We start from the raw sequence: 18,948 nt of genomic DNA on the forward strand, positions 1-18,948 counted from the left end.
ACTATCTGACTATCTGACTATCTGACTATCTGACTATCTGACTAATGGCATATATATTGCTTATAGAAAATATTGCTTTCAGAAATTTAGCCTAATTCGTAGGTATGTAAGGGGTAACATGTATGAATAAAGATACAGATAGACCAATAGATGTAAAAGGTGATTTATTTGGCGGACACTTTGATAAGGATGAAGAAAAACTACAACGTTCTTTAACAAACCGTCATATTCAATTACTCGCGATTGGTGGAGCTATTGGTACAGGTTTATTCATGGGTACAGGTAAGACATTAAGTTTATCAGGAACTTCTATTGTCTTAACCTATATGATTATTGGGTTTTTCTTTTATTTTATTATGCGTGCAATGGGAGAGTTGTTGCTCTCCAATACCAATTATAAGTCTTTTGCAGATTTTGCAACGGCTTATCTAGGTCCATGGGCAGGGTTCTTCATGGGCTGGTCTTATTGGATGTTATGGATTATTACTGCCATTGCCGACATTATTGTGATTGGAGGCTATTTCCAGTTTTGGTTCCCTCATTTATCTGCATGGATACCCGCCTTTATTACAGTAAGTACACTAACAATATTGAATTTGCTTACAGTGAAAATGTTTGGTGAAACTGAATTTTGGTTTGCACTCATTAAAATTGTTGCCATTATTACGTTCTTGTTAGTAGGAATTTATTTAATTTCAACAGGGTTTACTTCACCAAATGGTGTAAAAGCTTCCTTGTCACATGTCTTAGAGGCAGGGTCTATTTTTCCTCATGGGTTTTCAGGGTTTTTAGCAGGTTTTCAGATAGCTATATTTGCTTTCATTGGTGTTGAACTTGTAGGTACAACTGCTGCTGAAACAAAAGATCCAAGCAAAACATTACCTAAAGCAATTAATTCAATTCCTATAAGAATATTATTATTCTACGTTGGAGCACTAATCTGTATTATTTCAGTGACATCTTGGGCACAAGTTAGTCCAAATCAAAGTCCATTTGTGCATATGTTTACACTTATTGGACTACCAATTGCAGCGACTTTAGTCAACTTTGTTGTAACAACATCTGCAATGTCATCTGCAAATAGTGGTATTTTCGCGACAAGTCGTATGATGTATGGACTAGCTGTTGAGCGTGATGCACCAAAATATTTCAAAAAGTTATCTAAGGGCAAAGTTCCTGTAAATAGCCTATTATTTTCAATGGGTTGTATCATTATTGGTACAAGTATGTTGTTTATTATTCCAAATGTAATGACAGCTTTCACGATCTTCTCATCATTAACAACAGTTCTTATTATGTTTGTATATGGAATGATGTTGGTTTCATACCTTGCATATCGTAAAAAAGTACCACAGCTTCATAAAAAGTCTGTATATAAAATGCCAGCAGGTATCTTTATGTCGTGGCTATGTTTGGCATTTCTTGTATTTGTCACTGTTGTGCTTAGTTTAGACCATGATACTAGAATTGCTTTGTATTGTTCACCTCTTTGGTTTGGCGGTCTTTACATCGCTTATAAGTATCGTAGCAAAAAAGATGTAGAACGTTCTTGGATTTTGCAACATGGTAAACGAGTTGAACGTGATTAATTAATAGTCTATAGAAATAGAAAACTAAAAATGCTCTAATTGAGAGCATTTTTAGTTTGTACGGTTGATATTTTTATCACATTATGTTTTATTAATTAAAGTTATTATTGGTTGTACTGTGTGAAAAAGAAGTCAGTATTTTTATTGGTTTTATCGGGCTTACTGCTATTCCAAAGTATGTGGAATATTGCAGCGGCTTTTTGCACACATGAAAAAGGTACAGTCTCTACATATGCCACTCAAATGCATTTTGGTCATCATAGTTCGGGTCATCAGTTAACTGTAAGTCAAGAGAACAAGTTTTTTTCGAGTCAAGATGACCATAGTGACCATCTTCCTTCATTTTCTCCACTTATTCTTGTAGAAGCCCAAGGTGTACCTCAGCCTGTTAGTAAGATTGCACAGTCTAGAGATGATACAGATTGGCGAAACTTGTACTCCTCTCCATATTTGAGTTTTAATTCACCCCCTCCAAATTTAGCCCCGCTATAGGTGGGGTAGCCGAAAAATAGCCCACCGTTTAAATTTAATTTAATTCGGGGCTTTTTCATGTCTTTTTTATATAAGGTAAGTGTTCATTATCAAAAAATGAATACTATACGTAAGTTTTACATACATAGTGCTGCATTGCTCTGTGCGTTATGTTCTATCTCATCAAATGTGGTATATGCTGAAGAAACTCCATTAGTTTTTAGTCAGACATTACAAAAGATTGAAGCTTATCAGCAACCTGAAAAGTGGAGTAATCAGGAAAAAATCGCTAACTTAGAGGTTGCAAAGAGTAAGGTCTGGGACAATCCAACACTTTCTATACAGCAAACAGGGTTTAATCGCCGCCAGGAAAAATCATCTGAAATTTCAGTTGCGCAGCAGATTGATATTTTTGGTACAAAGCGAAAAGCAGCGTACGTTTCTCAAATTCAAAAGCAAAATGTAATTCTAAATAAAGAGATGTATCAAATACAGCAATTCTTAGCTGTGAAGTATTTTTGGATGCAGATTTTATTTTTGGAAAAAGAAGTAGCTATATTAAAACAACAGTTCGAAGTAAGTGAGCTAAGCCTTAATACAGCTCAGTTGCGTTTACAAGCAGGAAGTATTGCAAAGATAGATTTTGAAAGAGTAGAAGTCTCAACGCTTGATTTAGAATCGCAGTATAAACAACAAACAGCTGCATTAGAAATTCTGAAAAATAAGTTCTCAAAATTATGGGGTAGTACAGCCTCTAATTTTCATTTAAATGAAATGTCGGAACAGGCATGGCAACAGCAAGCTGAAAGTATGCCACTGAGAATAAATATCTATGAAAGTGCAGTGCAATTACAAAAACAGAGTTTTGAAGCTCAACTTGATTATTTAAAGGCACAAGCAAAGCCAAAACCTTCAGTCACTTTAGGTGTAGTAAGAACGCAAAGTGAATTTGGAGGAAAGTCTGATCAGCAAGTACGTGTTGGTTTAGATATTCCATTAAATATTTTTAATCGTGAGCAATATAGCCAAAAGATTGAAGAAACAAAATTAAAGTTAGTAGAGCAAGAGCGTCTTCGATATCAAAGGCAGCAACTTATTGATATAAAAAACTTATCTGCTGAAATTAAGTTACTTAAGGAGAAGCTAAATACCTTAACTCATTCTCAAATTCCTTTATCAAAAAGTATTCAACAAAAAATGCTTCTTGGCTTTAAAGCAGGTAAGTATGCCGTAACAGATATACAGCTATCGACTTTAGAACTACAGCAAAGGCAGCTACAGGAAATTGAACTCAATAGAAATATTTTTCAAAAAACAATGCAGCTAGATTGCCTACGGTTTGGTATTGAGCCAGAAAGTATTTTGTATACAGATGCAATTAATAATTTAAATAAATCTTTGAGATTGGGGATGGAAAATGAATAAGAGTAAGTTATGGATCGGAATTATTGGTGTATTTACAGCATGCATCATCGGTTTTATTTTTAAAGTACAAGAGTCTAAACATTCAGATAGCCATGATCATGAAGGTGAGTCAAAGACTGAAAAACACAATGATGAGGCACAATCAGATCATAAAGAAAAAGAATGGAGTATGGTAATAACACCTGAAGAAGCTGTGCAACAAGGTATGAATATTGCAAAGGTTGAACAAGGTGAAGTGAGCAACTCATCACTTTATCCTGCAAAGATTGTGCAGAATCCAAATCAACAGGCACATATTTCATCAGGGTTTTCTGGTCGTATAGAAAAGGTTAATGTTTCTTTAGGGCAAACGGTAAAGAAAGGAGATATTTTGGCATGGGTATCTTCACCAGAACTGATTGATCAGCAGGCAAATTTGAGTTTAGCAGAAGAAAACTTAAAGCTATCTCAGCAAGATTATCAGCGAGAAAATCTACTTTTTCAACAAGGTATTTCAGCGCAACAAGATTATTTAAAGGCTTTTAATGCTTATAAACGTAGTCAAATTGAAGTTCAAACATTACGCCGTAAATTGGTTACATTAGGTGTAAATACTGCTAATGGAATGTATGCTGTTAAATCTCCAATTGATGGGGTTGTTTCTAAAAAAGACCTTGTAGTAGGTGAGTATATTCAAGTTACAGATCAGGTTATGGTCATTGATGATAATCGTCATTTGTGGTTAGAGTTTGTTATCCCAAGTCATTTTTCTCAAAATTTATCTCAGCTTTCAGATGTAACATTTGAATCGATACAGACACAAAATGTATATCGAGCAAAAATCAGAACAGTTTTACCTGAAGCAAATGAGCAAACAGGTCAAATTAAGGTTCAAGCAGATATAACAAGTCAAGACCCGATGTTAAAACCAAATATGATGGTAAATATTCGCTTGGCAACAAAATCATCAAAAGTAAATCGTATTTTAAAAACTGCGATACAGAAGGTTGAGGGTAAAAACGTTGTATTTACTGTGACCGAGCAACAAGGGAAACTCCTTATTCAGCCTACAGAAGTCGTACTAGGTTTAGACTCTGAAAAAAACTGGGTTGAGGTTGTCGAAGGTTTGGATATAGATCAACGCTATGTTACAGAAGGAAGCTTTACTCTGAAATCTGATATGGAGAAAGGAGAAGCTGATCATGGGCACTAAGCACGATGATACTTTTCCAAAGTCTAAGGGTATTTTTGATTCAATTATTCAATTTTCAATTCAAAATGCACTATGGGTCATATTGTTTACACTTATTTGGATTGCTATTGGAGTTTTTAGTTATCAGAGACTCTCAATTGATGCAGTTCCAGATATTACGAATGTTCAAGTTCAAATTAATAGTGAAGCAAAGGGATTCACAGCATTAGAAACTGAGCAGAGAATTACATATCCAATTGAAAATGAAATGGCGGGTATTCCAGACTTACAGCAAACACGTTCGATCTCTCGTTACGGTTTATCTCAGATAACTGTAATTTTTAAAGATGGTACGGATATATATTGGGCAAGACAGCAAATTACAGAGCGTTTGCAAAAAGTTAGAGGAGAGATGCCATTATCTGTAGAGCCTAAGATTTCACCTGTTTCTACAGGACTAGGTGAAATATATCAATGGGTAATACGCGCTGATACTAATGCCAAAAAGCCCGATGGTTCTGTGTATAGCCCAATGGATTTAAGAGAAATACAAGATTGGATTGTAAAACCACAGATACAACGACTTTCTGGTGTTGCTGAAGTAAATAGTATTGGAGGATATGATAAAAATTATATTGTTTCGCCAAATTTGAGTCGACTACAGCAACTTGGTATTTCTTTAAACCAAATTACAGAAGTCTTAGAACAAAATAATGAGAATAAAGGTGCAGGATTTGTTGAAAATAATGGTCAGCAATTGACTGTACGTGTGCCCGGTGTTTTAAAAACGGTTTCAGATATTGAAAATGTTGTGGTACAAAATAAAGGCAATACACCTATTCGTATTTCAGATATAGCAACTGTTTCAATTGGTCATGATTTACGAACAGGCGGTGCTACTTATAACGGTAAAGAGGCTGTTTTAGGTATTGCAATGATGATGATGGGAGAAAATAGTCGTACCGTTGCTCAAACTGTTCATAAAAAAGTACAAGAAATTCAAAAAACACTTCCAAAAGGTGTGGTGATAGAAACGGTATATGACCGTACGAATTTGGTTGATAAAGCCATTAAAACCGTCGTCAAAAACCTGATTGAAGGTGCTGTTTTAGTCATTGTTATTCTATTTATATTCCTAGGGAACTTTAGAGCAGCATTAATTACAGCATGCATTATTCCTCTATCAATGCTATTTACTCTAACAGGAATGGCAGAACAAAAAATTAGTGCCAATTTAATGAGTTTAGGTGCTTTAGATTTTGGAATTATTATTGATGGTGCTGTAGTTATTATTGAGAACTGTATACGGCGACTTGCTAATGCACAGCATGAAAAAGGACGTTTGTTAACACGTAAAGAAAGGTTTAGAGAAGTATTTTTAGCAGCACAGCAAGCAAGAAGACCACTTATTTTTGGTCAGCTGATTATTATGGTGGTATATATTCCAATCTTTGCACTTACAGGTGTAGAGGCGAAATTATTCCACCCAATGGCAATGACAGTTGTACTCGCACTTGTTGGTGCAATGATTTTATCTTTAACTTTTGTGCCCGCGGCAGTGGCTCTATGCGTAACAGGCAAAGTTTCTGAAAAAGAAAGCCGTTGGATGATAAAGCTAAAAGAGATTTATCTATTAGTACTAGATATAACATATGCATATAAAGCGATACTTATTGCAGTAGTCATATCTATCTTATGTATTACAGGCACGATTGCTTTTAAAATGGGTACAGAGTTTACGCCTAAACTAAGTGAAGGAGACTTTGCAATACAATTTATGCGTGCGCCAAGTACAGGCATAGAACAATCTTTGCAAATGCAAGAAAAAGTTGAGCAGCAACTGATTCAGAATTTCCCAGAGGTTAAAGCAATATTTGCACGCACAGGCACTGCTGAAGTTGCTACAGATGTTATGCCACCAAATATTTCAGATAGCATTGTTCTATTGAAGCCTCAAGCTGAATGGTCAAATCCTAAAGAAACGATTTCTGATTTAAGACAACGTATGATGGCATATGTTGAACATATTCCTGGAAATGCAAATGAATTTTCTCAGCCTATTGAACTTCGTTTTAATGAGTTGATCTCTGGTGTGCGAAGCGATATTGGTGTAAAAATTTTTGGTGATGATTTAAATGTTCTAGCAGATGAAGCCCAAAAAGTAGAAAAGCGGCTAAAGACTATTGATGGTGCAAGTGAGGTGAAAATAGAGCAAACGCAAGGGTTGCCTATGTTAAATGTAGATATACAGCATGACAAGATTGCACAATATGGTCTTTCTACAAAGATGATACAAGACTGGGTTGCGATGGCAACTGGTGGGCAATCTGTCGGTAAAATTCTGCAAGGAGATCGCCGTTTTGATTTTGTTGTAAGGCTATCTCCAACATTGAATAGTTTGGAGCAGCTACAGCAATTACCGATTTCATTGCCAGGTGGTGGCTCTATTGTTTTAAAAGATGTTGCAAAAGTTGAAGAAGTGAGTGGTATTAGCCAAATTAGTCGAGAAGAAGGGAAACGCCGTATTGTTATTACTGCAAATGTACGTAATCGTGATTTGGGCTCTTTTGTACAAGAAGTACAGCAAGTCATGCAACAACAGAAGCTAGCTGCTGGCTATTGGATGAGCTATGGTGGTCAGTTTGAAAACCTACAGTCGGCAGCGCAACGAATGCAAATTGTTGTGCCCATTGCGCTTACTTTAATTTTTGTTCTATTGGTTGCTGTTTTTGGTCGTTTGCAAGAAAGTTTATTGGTCTTTATGGGAGTTCCTTTTGCACTTTCTGGTGGTGTTGTTGCATTGTGGTTAAGGGATATTCCATTTTCTATGTCTGCGGGTATTGGATTTATTGCATTATCAGGTGTTGCTGTACTCAATGGCTTAGTCATGCTGACCTTTATTAAGGAACTAGCTCAGAGTCATTCATTGGTACAAGCCATTTGGCAGGGTGCTATTTTAAGATTACGCCCAGTATTAATGACAGCCTGTGTTGCTTCTTTAGGGTTTGTACCAATGGCATTGGCAACGGGTACGGGTGCTGAGGTTCAGCAACCATTAGCAACGGTTGTTATTGGTGGAATTGTGTCATCAACATTGTTGACGCTTATAGTCGTACCTATTGTTTATAGATGGTGGAATGAACGTAAAAGTTAGTTGTTCGCTGTAATTATATGTCCTACACACTATTACGTGTAGGACATATAAAAAATTATAATATTTTCTGATCGCGTATTTGTTGAATAGATAAAATCTGTTGACCATCTTGGTCAAAGTTATTTGGATCTAGCCAAGATTGAAGTACAGATTTATTGAGTGACCACTCACTATCTATTAAAGAAAACCAAGATGTGTCTCTACTTCTATTTTTATATACAACTAGTTTCCTAAAAGTGCCTTCATAAGTAAAGCCTAGACGTAATGCTGCTTTTTTTGATGGATCATTGAAAGAATCACATTTCCATTCATATCTTCTATATTTAAGTTCGTCAAATATATATTGCATAAGTAGATATTGTGCTTCTGTAGCAATTCTCGTTTTTTTGAGTTGTGGTGAGTAAAGTACAAATCCCATTTCTACAACACCGTTTTCTGTATCTATACGCATAAGTGCAATAGAGCCAACCGCTTGTTGAGTTATTTTATTGATCACTGCGTAATGTATAGGGTCATTGCTTATTTCAAATTGATTGGCGCAGGAAAGGTATTCTTCAAAGTTTCTAAAAGGTCCTATAGGGAGCCATGTCCAGTCTCTATCATCTAAAGCCTCAGAATAGGCGCTATATAAATCTTTTGCATGAAGATTCACTTTATAAGGCACTAAAGTACAATATTTACCATCTAATATTTTCTTTTGGGGGAGATCTCTTTTATCCCAATTGAGGATTGGCTCGCCAATAGGCTGATCATACTGATTTTTATGCATAGGAAGTCTCTACTTTAAATGATTTTTTATAATCTTATTGTATTTATATAAATGCAAATAGGTGATAGAAATTTTTCTTTAGTTTCTAAGAAAAATAATAAAAAAATAGGCTATAAATAAGACAATTGGGAAAAAATTATAACTAATGTTTTTTTTGTGGAATTTTTTTTAGAAATACGTCAAAATTTATTTTATTTAGGAAAATAATTCGGTTTGGTTAGCGCTATATTATAAATCAGGGTGTGATGGGGATCGAGAAGAGCGTCAGTTAGATTGGGAGATTGCTGACTTAACTCAAAAGGTTCATTCTCGGCTTTAAACACAGTAAACCAAAAGTTGATCTGCGTCAGCAATATGTTACCCACATAACGCTGTTTAAAGTAAACAAATTGTTTTCCCTTGACCCTTAAAATTTTATGCCTGCCTCGATATATTTTCCGTAAAAATCTTAACTATAAGGGAAAATATGCAACTCGATCGTTTTGATAAACAGATTCTTGAAATTCTAACGCATGAAGATTTAAATTTAAATGAATTGTCTGAGCGAATAAACTTATCTGTCAGTTCTGTGCATCGCCGTATCAAGCTACTGATTGAAGCAAATGTGATGACAAGCTTAAAAAGAGAAATTAATTATGCAAAATTAGGTTTTAAACTGCATATTCTTTTGCAAGTTTCTTTAAGTAAGCATGACAGTGAAACATTTGATGTTTTTTTAGCAGAAATTGAATCAATCGCTGAGGTGATTAATGCTTATCTAGTCACAGGCCAAAGTGCAGACTTTATTGTAGAACTTGTTGCTAAAGATATGGAAAACTATAGTGAAATTCTTCTACGCCGCATTGCAAAAATTGATAATGTAACAGCACTCCATTCGAGCTTCGTGATTAAAAAGTATGATGTGTTTAACTGCCATAGTATGTTGAGTCATATTTAATAAAATAAATGGGGAGTGTGACTCCCCATATTTTTATAAAATATTCTTTAGTCGTTTTATAACTTCTTCACATTGTTGAATGTCTGCAACAAGCGCCATTCGTACATGATTTTCTCCCGGATTACCATGAGCAGTTTCTCTAGATAGATAACGTCCAGGAAGTACTTTAATATTTGCTTCTTTTAATAGTTTTCTTGCAAATTTTTCGTCATTATCGACTTTTAACCAATAGTAAAATCCTGCATCAGGTTTTTGTAATGGCAGTAAATGACTCAACTCGTTTTGGAATAGATTGAACTTTTGACGATACTGCTTTCTATTTTCTTCGACATGGGTTTCATCATTCCAAGCAACAATAGAAGCAATTTGATGTTGTACAGGCATAGCTGCACCATGATAGGTTCTATATTGTAAGTATGGTGCTAAAAGCGCTGCATCACCTGCAATAAAGCCTGAGCGCATGCCCGGTAGGTTTGAACGTTTTGACAATGAATGAAATACAACACAATTTTTATAATCATTGCGTCCCATATCTGCACAGGCTTCAAGCAGTCCAACAGGTGCTTGTTCAAACCATAGTTCTGAATAGCATTCATCTGAAGCAATTGTGAAATTGTATTGATCAGAAAGTTGAATTAGTTTTTGCAGTTGCTCTTTAGAAAATGTTGCTCCTGTTGGATTGCCCGGAGTACATATAAAGAGAAGCGTTGTCTTTTCCCATACTTCTGCAGGTACGGCATCAAAGTCGCCTAAATACCCATTTTCTGCTGTACAGTTAATAAAGTATGGTGTGCCTCCTGCTAAAATTGTTGCTCCTTCATAAATTTGATAAAAAGGATTGGGCATAACTACATATGGATTGTCTTCACGGTTAATAACTGCTTGTACGAATGAGAAGATTGCTTCACGTGTACCAGAAACGGGTAACACTTCTGCATCAGCACTGATGATATTTAAATGAAACCGTTGTTTTAGCCAATTTGCGATTGCTTCGCGTAGCTCAGGTAGACCTTTGCTACTTGGATATGTTGAAAGATGTTTAAAGTTTTGGCTTAAAGAATCAATGACAATTTGTGGCGCAGGATGTTTGGGTTCGCCAATTGATAATGGGATCAGTGGTAAATCGACAGGTTGAATGTCTGAAAAAAGTTTATTTAACTTTTCAAAAGGGTATGGATGTAATTGTGATAGATGATGATTCATAATATGCTTACCGATGTTGAATAGTCACTTGATTAGATGCTTCATCTAAAGCAGCTTTTAATTGTTGTGTAAGAAGATTAGATTCTTCTTCAGAAAGAGGGATGTCATCTTTTTTTGTGACAAAGAATATATCTTCTGCTTTTTCACCAAGTGTGACAATTTTTGCAGAGTGTATATCTAAGCCTTGCATCATGAATAATCCCCCAATTTTTGCAAGTAAACCAGGATGATCAAGTGTAGAGATCTCTACAATGTTTTTTTGTAATGATGCATCAAAACGAATAGACACTTTATTCTCGATATTAAAGTGTCTAAGTTGTCTAGGAATACGGCGCTGCATTAGATTTGGATATTGGTCTAAATGGCTTAAGGCTTCGATAAGGGCATTTTTAACAGTAGCTTGACGCTCAGGATCATTTAATAATGTACCAAAACGGTCTAATACAATATAGGTATCTAAACTGAAGTCTGTATTGGCTGTAATAATTCGTGCATTTTGTACATCAAGGTTCATTCGATCGAGTACAGCAACAGTGGTTGCAAATAGGTTGGGTTTATCTTGTGTGTAAATAAATACCTGAACTGCATCTTGAGCTGCCTGACGCTGTGCACGTAAGAGTATAAGAGGTGTTGGGTTGTCGCCGTGTTCAAGAATGGCTTTGGTGTGCCATACAATTTCATCAGCAGATTCTTTGATGAAGTAATCATCGCCAAGTGCTTGCCAAACTTGCTCTACTTCTACAAGTGAAAATTCATGTACAAGTTTCTCACTGGCAGTGAATTTCGTATCCTCTATGAGCATTTGATAGTCGACAGGCCGATCTAGTCCGTGACGAATGACTTCTCTTGTTTGTGTATAAAGCTGACGCATTAAAGAAGCGCGCCATGTATTCCAAAGTTTAGGATTGGTGGCATTAATGTCTGCAACGGTTAGCGTATATAAGTAATTGAGATAATCTATGTCTCCAAGTTTATCTGCAAATGCTTTAATAACATCTGGGTCCGAAATATCTTTCTTTTGTGCTGTAAGTGACATCAGTAAATGATTCTGTATCAGCCAAACAATAAGCTCTGTATCGGGCTTAGAAATGCCATGTGCTTCACAGAAGTCATAAGCATCTTGTGCACCAAGCTCACTATGGTCACCGCCACGTCCCTTTGCAATATCGTGGAAGAGTGCAGCTATCATAATAATTTCTTTACGTCTAAGGCGCTGATATACAGAGCTGACAACAGAAAATGATTTGGCAAACTCAGGCTCTTGAAATCTTTCTAAATTGCGCAGTAATAGTAGCGTATGTTGGTCTACCGTATATATATGGAATAAATCGTATTGCATGAGACCCATAATTTGGCCAAAAGCAGGTAGATATTTTCCAAGTATGCCATACCGTCGCATATGTGAAAGTGTTTCGTAGAGGCGTGTAGAGGAGCGAATAATATTGATGAATAAATGGCGGTGTTCAGGATTATCTCTAAAATTTTGATCTATACTTTTTGCTGCAAGTACAAGCAAACGTAATGTGCGTGCACGAATTCCTGTAATTTCAGGATGAATACCAATAAGATAAAATATTTCTAAGATAGCACTGGGCTGTTCTGCAAATATTTTATGATGTTGAACTGCAATTTTTCCATCAATCAGTTTAAAACGATCATTCAAGATAACAATATTTTTTTCTGTATCTTGATCCTTCGGTTGAATTGCAACTTGATTGAAATAATCTAATAAAATTTCATTCAGCGTAAATACTTGTTGTGCCATTCTATAGTAGCGTTTCATAAACTGTTCTATAGGATAGTTACGGTGTTGGTCTTCTTGATTGGTATAGCCAAATTTTGCTGCAATTTCACGTTGATAATCAAATAGCAGTCTATTTTCATCACGTTTGGTGAGTTTGTGTAGGTGGTGCCTAATTTCCCAATAGAATGTTTCGGCTTGTTCTAGCATTTCTAGTTCGAACTCAGAGATAAAGCCTAAGTGAACTAAATCATAAATACGGTTTACACGGAAATGTCGTTTTGCAATCCAACCAATTTGGTTCATATCTCGAATGCCGCCCGGAGCATTTTTAATATCTGGTTCTAGATTGCTTTCAGTATTGTGATGTTGCGCATGACGTTGTTTTTGTTCTAGCATTTTTGCATCAAAGAAATCACGATCTGTCCAAACGTCATTAACCGTACGCCGTGGCCATTTTGCTAAAGTTTCATTGCCAATAATGAGACGAGCTTCGATAAGAGATGTTGCAATGGTAAGATCTGATTTTGCTTGTTCTATACATGATTGTAGTGTGCGTACACTGACACCGGGTTTAATATTTATATCCCATAAGAGTGCAATAAACTTTGAAACTTTTTCTTCTTGTTCTGTTGTAAGCTCAGATGTAGATAATATCATGATGTCTACATCTGAATAAGGTAACATTTCCCTACGACCATAACCACCAACTGCAAAGAGAGAAATGGTTGTTTCTTCTGAGAGTTGAGTCATTTGCCATAAGAATGTAAGTGCATCATCAATTGCATTAGATCGAGCCAATACAATGTCGCGGATGCTGTAACCATATTCCTCAAAGTTTTGATCAAGGTGTTGTTCTATATCATTTCGCCATTGTTGTAATGAGGAAATATCTTGGTCATGTTGAATATATTCGGTTAAAGCACGCATTTTTACCATTGTATTTGCCCTTTTCTTTATGCTTTTACACTTATTTGTTTTGCAGATTCTCGTGCAATTTCACGAGCATGGTCAGTTGTTGCTGCACGTGCAGTAATGACACCCATACGACGTTTTACGAAGCCTTCAGGTTTACCAAAAAGGCGTAAGTCTGTATTTGGGTTTGTAAGCGCCGTCTCTAGATGATTAAATGAAAGGTTTGTACCATCTGTACCTGCATAGATTACAGCACTTGCAGCAGTACTATGCTGTTCGGTATTTACAGGTAAACCTAAAATAGCGCGTGCATGAAGTTCAAACTCATTTTGAAATTGAGAGGCAAGGGTAACTAAGCCTGTATCATGTGGGCGAGGTGAAACTTCACTAAACCAAACTAGATCGCCTTTTACGAAAAGCTCAACACCGAAGATACCACAGCCACCTAATGCAGTTGTGATTTTATCGGCAATATGTTGTGCGGACTCTAATGCGGCTTGAGACATTGGCTGTGGCTGCCAACTTTCGATGTAGTCGCCGTTTTGTTGCTGATGACCAATGGGATTGCAAAAGTGGGTTTCAATTGCACCAGATGTAGGATTCTTTGCGCGCACGGTGAGTAGTGTAATTTCAAAATCGAAGTCAATTTGCGATTCTATAATGACTTTACCTTGGTTTACACGTGCAGCTTGCATCGCATAGTCCCATGCAGCATCGACCTCCTCAAAACTTTTAATGTGAGATTGTCCTTTGCCTGACGATGACATTACAGGCTTAACAAAATTTGGATAGCCAATATCATCACAGGCAGCACGAAAAGATGCTAGATTGTCTGCGAAACGGAAATTTGATGTAGGTAAACCGAGTTCGTCTGCTGCTAAGGTACGAATACCTTCGCGATTCATTGTTAGGTTGACTGCTTTTGCTGAAGGGATAATCGTTGTTTTATTTTGTTTCTCTATATGAAGTAAAACTTCTGTTGCAATGGCTTCAATTTCAGGAACGACTAGATTAGGTTGTACTTCATCTATGAGTTGTTGTAATGCAATTGGATCTGCCATATTTAAAGTATGTGAGAAGTGAGCAACTTGCATTGCAGGCGCATTATGGTAGCGATCTGCAGCATGTACTTCAACGCCTAAACGCTGTAAGGATATAACAACTTCCTTGCCAAGTTCTCCTGAGCCTAATAATAATACTTTGAATGCTGATGGTTGCAGAGGTGTGCCAATTGTAATACTCATGTCATTATTCCTTGTTTCAGGTTATTTTAGAATAACAGAACTCGGAATGCTGTTAAGTATTCAAAAGTATATTTTTTGAATAAAATGACTAATTTAGTGGTATTTTTTTATATAGCGCCGATTTGATGTATCTTATAGCGTAGTGTATCGCATGAGTAAGAAGTGAAATCGTTATGATGTTGTACAAAAAACAGTATATGGCTCTAGCACTCATTGGTATGATGCTTGGGTTAACCGCATGTAATAATAACAATGGTCAAAAGGTTGAAATTAAGCCTGCACCTAATTTGAGCAAAGATGCAACAGAATATGCAAAAAAATCTTGGGAATTAATGAACCAAGTGGAGCCAATGGTTGAAAATCATGAGTTGACTAAAATTGACAGTGAAGTACGTAAGCCTTTACGAGAGCTTGGTAGTCAATGGATGATTAATGTGAAAATGGGTGACTCTGTTGCAGAAGGAAACTTTGCATTATGTAGAAAGGCGATGGTCAGTTTGGATACATGGGCACGTGCTGTGCAGGCCAATGATGATTCTCAAACTGATGCAAAGGAGAGTTACCTACATAATAAAGGGTTGTGTAAAAGTGCATTAGATAGCCCTGCACTAGGAAATAGTTAAAAAAAAGAAGGTGATCATCACCTTCTTTTTTTAAATCTTAGCTGAAAAGCTTATGATTTTTTATTCATTGACATTTTAGACATTGAATCATGATTCATTTTCTTGTCTGATTTAGCTGCACTAGAGCCAGCTTTAGCAACACATTTGCCGCCTTTATGATGTGGACCTGTACCGCCTTGTAAAGATGAGCCTTTAGGGCAAGCCATAGCACCTGCGCTTAATGTTGCAACGCTTAATGCAATAATAGAAGTAGAAAGTAATTTTTTCATTGTATTTTACCTATATAGGATAGTAAATCTTTAAACAAGATAAGGATAATCAATTAAAAATATAAACTGCAAGAAATAAGTCGTATTTTATTGAAATTTTTTGAATTGAATTTGTTGTTTTTAATGTAATTTAAAAGAACTAGATAAATCTAGTTCTTTTTATTTTGAGTCTATGCTGTTTTGACGAAATTTTGCATCAATCATTGCCCAAACAGAAAAAGCAATAGATACACCAATTGCATATAAAAACTGTTCAGCTTTTAGGTTGCCACTAATAACGCCCTGAACGCTTAGAGTAAGCATTAGTGCTATAGTCATAACCATATAGATAGCAATATTTGGATTGATTCTTGTATTCATGATTGCCTCCAATATGTACTTAGATAAAAAATATCTTCAGATAAGTGAATGTAAGTTTAGTATTTTACTTGGAATTTTAAAAAGGTCAAGTTTTTGCTATCAAAGTTATATTACTGAATTATGACAATATGAAATAATTTAAAAAAATACCTGCATGGTTGCAGGTATTTTCATCAAATATCGTGAGAAGTTAAGAGGATTTGAATCTATCAATAATCACACAGATAATAAGTAAAATTACAGATGGGATGAACCAATCTAAATTTTGTTCAGCAAGTGGCAATGCATTGATAAGGTCAGGTACAAGTCCTTTGAGTTCAGAAGATCTTAATCCCTCAAAAATACCAATAATAAAAGCCAGTGCAGCAACAGGCAGTACAACGTGTTTTGGACGATTTAACTTTTGTACAAACAATCCTGCAAGAATAACAACAATCGCTGGTGGATAAATTGCAGTAAGAATAGGTACTGAAATTGAAATAAGTTTAGTTAAACCAAAGTTTGCAAATGCCAAAGAGAAGAGTACAAATACTAATACAAGTATCTTATATGGGATCTTCGTCATTTTATGGAAATATTCTGCACATGAGCATGTTAAGCCTATTGCTGTAACTATACATGCGAGAAATATAAGTAAACTTAGGAACCAAGAGCCCGTTTGTCCCAACGTATTTAGAACATATGCATGTAAAATTTCTGCGCCGTTTGTTGCTGTAGGTAGGAAAGAATGGCTTTGTACACCTAATCTAAATAAGCATAGATATAGAATGGTTAATCCAACACCTGAAATAATACTGGCAATAACAGCATACTTTGTAATGAGTTTGCTGTCTGTAACACCTCTAGATTTAATTGCTTGTACAATAAGTATACCAAATACAAGTGCCGATAGCGTATCTAGTGTGAGATAACCATTCACTAATCCTTCTGCAACAGGCTGTTGAACATAGTTATGGGTTGCAGGTGGAATATCAAGTAAAGGAACAAATAATGTTACGCCACATAAAACAGCAAGTGCTAAAATTTTAATTGGTGCAAGAATATGTCCAATCGAATCTAATAGTTTATTTGGGTTAAGTGAAACCAAAGTTACAATAACAAAATAGACAATACTATAGATAAGTAGTGGTTTTTGTGGATCGGTAAAATGAGAAGAAAGTCCAATTTCATATGAAACGGATGCTGTTCTTGGTATACCAAATAGCGGACCTACCGATAAGTAACAGGCAACTGCAAGTAATACACTCGCAAAACGACCAATAGATGAACCTAATGTTTCTATTGAACCTTGTACTCGACCTAACATAATAATGCTAAGGACAGGCAAGCCAACAGCTGTGACTAAGAAGCCTAAAGCAGCGAGCCAAACATGGTCTCCTGCTTGGTATGCAACAATCGGTGGAAAAATAATATTTCCAGCCCCAATAAACAATGCAAAAGTCATAAAGCCTAATGCAAATGTATCTCGAACATTCAGCTTAGTCATAGAATTAAAGGTAATATAGAATCTTAAAGTTAGGATTCTAAGACAAAAAAACTAATTTTAGAAATATTCTTATTAAATTTATGCATTTTTTGAAAAAAATGGCTCAAAAATCTATTTTTTTGAGCCAAATATTTTATATCTTTATGCGTTTTTATTCATTTTATCGAAAATTACAGAGATGAATAAAACAATTGCACATGGGATAACCCAAGCTAAGTTTTGCTCTGCTAAAGGTAATGTTTGTAAAAATGAAGGTACGATAGAAGCAAAAGAAGATGCTTTAATGCCTTCAACAACACCAAAGATAAGCGCAATACCTGTAACAGGAACAAGGACAAAAGATGCTTTATTAAAAAACTTCCAAAAGAAACTCAAAACAATTACAACAATTGCTGGTGGATAAATTGCTGTCAATATAGGAACAGAGAAAGCAATGAGCTTTGTTAAGCCAAGGTTTGAAATAATGAAAGCAAATCCAACCAATAATAATACAAGCAATTTGTAAGAAATATTAGTTAATCTATGGAAGTACTCTGCACATGAGCATGTTAAACCAATTGCAGTAACCACACATGCTAAGAAAATTAGGATACTTAAGAAAATTGAACCTAAGTTACCAAATGAGTGCTGAACAAAAGCATGAAGAATAACCGCGCCGTTACTTGCATTTGGTATAAATGAGTGACTTTGAATACCTAAGCGGAATAAACATAAATATAATGCTGTTAATCCTACACCTGCCATAATACTTGCTATGACAGCATAGCGGGTTATTAACTTACGATCAGTCACACCACGTGAAGCAATTGCTTGTGTAATAACGATACCAAATACTAAAGCGCCTAAAGTGTCCATAGTAAGATAACCATTTACTAATCCTTCAGATACAGGACGAGTAACATAATTATTAATTGGTGGCGCAGCAAAAATAATAGGTAATACAAGCGTTGTAATACATAAAATTGCTAATGCAGCTATTTTTAATGGTGCAAGTACTTTACCAATAGTATCTAATAACTTAGTTGGATAAAGAGATACAATTCCTACAATAACAAAGTAAATTGCACTGTAAATTACAAGAGATGATGATGAACTACCAAAATATGGAGATAGACCAATTTCATATGAAACAGTAGCTGTACGAGGTGTAGCAAATAAAGGGCCTACTGCTAAGTAACAGACGATTGTTAAGATAAGGCTAGCAAATCTTCCAATAGGCGCACTTAATGTCTCAATAGATCCACCAACACGAGCTAGAGCAATAATTGTTAGAACGGGAAGACCAACACCTGTAATTAAGAAACCAAAGGCAGCTAACCAAACATGATCTCCAGCTTGCTGTGCGACAATAGGCGGAAAAATAATATTGCCAGCTCCAATGAAAAGAGCAAAGGTCATAAAACCCAAAGCAATGATATCCCTAATACTAAGTTTAGTCATAACATCGAACAATAATAAAAAGTAATGTTATATTTTAGTGCAAAAGTATCTCTTTTGAAATTCTTGTTTAATTCTTTCAAAAAAAAGGGAAATATTTTACTATAGCGAAAAGTAATTCATATTTTTTTTCAAATAGCCTAAGTGTAGTATT

At 35.6% G+C, this 18,948-nt stretch carries 14 protein-coding genes and 1 pseudogene; 7 read left to right on the plus strand and 8 right to left on the minus strand.

Annotated features, from left to right (window positions below; all coding sequences use genetic code 11):
• Positions 1-122: 122 nt before the first annotated feature.
• The 5 genes from P256_RS01925 to P256_RS01945 all read left to right on the plus strand — a co-directional run bounded on the left by P256_RS01925 (position 123) and on the right by P256_RS01945 (position 7,810).
• Positions 123-1,589 carry an amino acid permease gene (locus P256_RS01925; protein WP_023271996.1) on the plus strand — a complete coding sequence of 489 codons (1,467 nt, stop codon included), beginning with the start codon at positions 123-125 and terminating at the stop codon, positions 1,587-1,589.
• Positions 1,590-1,709: 120 nt separating this feature from the next.
• On the plus strand, positions 1,710-2,081 hold the full coding sequence (locus P256_RS01930; protein WP_023271997.1) for a cation efflux protein, CzcI-like: 372 nt from the start codon (positions 1,710-1,712) through the stop codon (positions 2,079-2,081).
• Positions 2,082-2,138: 57 nt separating this feature from the next.
• On the plus strand, positions 2,139-3,485 hold the full coding sequence (locus tag P256_RS01935) for a TolC family protein (protein ID WP_023271998.1): 1,347 nt from the start codon (positions 2,139-2,141) through the stop codon (positions 3,483-3,485).
• Entirely contained in the window at positions 3,478-4,677 is a 1,200-nt protein-coding gene (locus P256_RS01940) for an efflux RND transporter periplasmic adaptor subunit (RefSeq protein WP_023271999.1), read from the plus strand. The genes P256_RS01935 and P256_RS01940 overlap by 8 nt, the downstream gene beginning before the upstream one ends.
• A complete protein-coding gene (locus P256_RS01945; protein ID WP_023272000.1) occupies positions 4,667-7,810 on the plus strand; it encodes an efflux RND transporter permease subunit in 3,144 nt (1,047 codons plus the stop codon). The genes P256_RS01940 and P256_RS01945 overlap by 11 nt, the downstream gene beginning before the upstream one ends.
• Positions 7,811-7,865: 55 nt before the next feature.
• Here the strand turns inward: P256_RS01945 and P256_RS01950 are convergent, their stop codons facing one another.
• Positions 7,866-8,579: a GNAT family N-acetyltransferase gene (locus P256_RS01950; RefSeq protein WP_023272001.1), complete on the minus strand. Its 714-nt coding sequence runs from the start codon at positions 8,577-8,579 to the stop codon at positions 7,866-7,868.
• A 466-nt stretch (positions 8,580-9,045) separates the two neighbouring features.
• On the opposite strand from P256_RS01950, the gene P256_RS01955 reads away from it, so the two are divergent.
• Positions 9,046-9,516 (plus strand): Lrp/AsnC family transcriptional regulator, encoded by a 471-nt coding sequence (locus P256_RS01955; protein WP_023272002.1) that lies wholly within the window; start codon positions 9,046-9,048, stop codon positions 9,514-9,516.
• Positions 9,517-9,549: 33 nt separating this feature from the next.
• Here P256_RS01955 and dapC read toward each other — a convergent pair whose 3' ends face one another.
• From dapC to purT, 3 genes are read right to left on the minus strand one after another with little or no spacing between them, the layout of a single operon-like run.
• Complete coding sequence (gene dapC, locus P256_RS01960) at positions 9,550-10,719, minus strand: succinyldiaminopimelate transaminase (protein ID WP_023272003.1); 1,170 nt, start codon at positions 10,717-10,719, stop codon at positions 9,550-9,552.
• Between the two features lie 7 nt (positions 10,720-10,726).
• Positions 10,727-13,399 (minus strand): [protein-PII] uridylyltransferase, encoded by a 2,673-nt coding sequence (glnD, locus tag P256_RS01965; protein ID WP_023272004.1) that lies wholly within the window; start codon positions 13,397-13,399, stop codon positions 10,727-10,729.
• A 17-nt stretch (positions 13,400-13,416) separates the two neighbouring features.
• Positions 13,417-14,619, minus strand: coding sequence for a formate-dependent phosphoribosylglycinamide formyltransferase (gene purT / locus P256_RS01970; protein ID WP_023272005.1), 1,203 nt, complete (start codon positions 14,617-14,619; stop codon positions 13,417-13,419).
• Positions 14,620-14,792: 173 nt separating this feature from the next.
• Here purT and P256_RS01975 point away from each other — a divergent pair, with 173 nt between their 5' ends.
• Positions 14,793-15,242 (plus strand): hypothetical protein, encoded by a 450-nt coding sequence (locus P256_RS01975; protein ID WP_023272006.1) that lies wholly within the window; start codon positions 14,793-14,795, stop codon positions 15,240-15,242.
• A gap of 98 nt (positions 15,243-15,340) precedes the next feature.
• On the opposite strand, the pseudogene P256_RS01980 reads toward P256_RS01975, so the two are convergent.
• The 4 genes and pseudogenes from P256_RS01980 to brnQ (P256_RS01995) all read right to left on the minus strand — a co-directional run.
• Positions 15,341-15,511, minus strand: a pseudogene (locus P256_RS01980) (hypothetical protein); the annotation flags it as partial.
• 159 nt (positions 15,512-15,670) lie between these two features.
• On the minus strand, positions 15,671-15,871 hold the full coding sequence (locus P256_RS01985; protein ID WP_023272008.1) for a hypothetical protein: 201 nt from the start codon (positions 15,869-15,871) through the stop codon (positions 15,671-15,673).
• A 190-nt stretch (positions 15,872-16,061) separates the two neighbouring features.
• Positions 16,062-17,357 (minus strand): branched-chain amino acid transport system II carrier protein, encoded by a 1,296-nt coding sequence (gene brnQ / locus P256_RS01990; protein ID WP_023272009.1) that lies wholly within the window; start codon positions 17,355-17,357, stop codon positions 16,062-16,064.
• A 141-nt stretch (positions 17,358-17,498) separates the two neighbouring features.
• Positions 17,499-18,797, minus strand: a complete 1,299-nt coding sequence (gene brnQ, locus P256_RS01995) for a branched-chain amino acid transport system II carrier protein (RefSeq protein ID WP_023272010.1) — start codon at positions 18,795-18,797, stop codon at positions 17,499-17,501.
• Between the last annotated feature and the right edge of the window lie 151 nt (positions 18,798-18,948).

Source organism: Acinetobacter nectaris CIP 110549 (genome assembly GCF_000488215.1).
In the GTDB taxonomy this organism is placed as follows: Bacteria; Pseudomonadota; Gammaproteobacteria; order Pseudomonadales; family Moraxellaceae; genus Acinetobacter; species Acinetobacter nectaris.

Bases quoted from the DNA above. Each gene is read 5' to 3' on its own strand.
- P256_RS01975 (WP_023272006.1), top strand. From the start codon at position 14,793: ATGATGTTGTACAAAAAACAGTATATGGCTCTAGCACTCATTGGTATG.
- P256_RS01985 (WP_023272008.1), bottom strand. From the start codon at position 15,871: ATGAATACAAGAATCAATCCAAATATTGCTATCTATATGGTTATGACT.
- P256_RS01940 (WP_023271999.1), top strand. From the start codon at position 3,478: ATGAATAAGAGTAAGTTATGGATCGGAATTATTGGTGTATTTACAGCA.
- P256_RS01950 (WP_023272001.1), bottom strand. From the start codon at position 8,579: ATGCATAAAAATCAGTATGATCAGCCTATTGGCGAGCCAATCCTCAAT.
- purT (WP_023272005.1), bottom strand. From the start codon at position 14,619: ATGAGTATTACAATTGGCACACCTCTGCAACCATCAGCATTCAAAGTA.
- glnD (WP_023272004.1), bottom strand. From the start codon at position 13,399: ATGGTAAAAATGCGTGCTTTAACCGAATATATTCAACATGACCAAGAT.
- brnQ (WP_023272009.1), bottom strand. From the start codon at position 17,357: ATGACTAAGCTGAATGTTCGAGATACATTTGCATTAGGCTTTATGACT.
- P256_RS01925 (WP_023271996.1), top strand. From the start codon at position 123: ATGAATAAAGATACAGATAGACCAATAGATGTAAAAGGTGATTTATTT.
- P256_RS01945 (WP_023272000.1), top strand. From the start codon at position 4,667: ATGGGCACTAAGCACGATGATACTTTTCCAAAGTCTAAGGGTATTTTT.
- P256_RS01935 (WP_023271998.1), top strand. From the start codon at position 2,139: ATGTCTTTTTTATATAAGGTAAGTGTTCATTATCAAAAAATGAATACT.
- dapC (WP_023272003.1), bottom strand. From the start codon at position 10,719: ATGAATCATCATCTATCACAATTACATCCATACCCTTTTGAAAAGTTA.
- P256_RS01955 (WP_023272002.1), top strand. From the start codon at position 9,046: ATGCAACTCGATCGTTTTGATAAACAGATTCTTGAAATTCTAACGCAT.
- brnQ (WP_023272010.1), bottom strand. From the start codon at position 18,797: ATGACTAAACTTAGTATTAGGGATATCATTGCTTTGGGTTTTATGACC.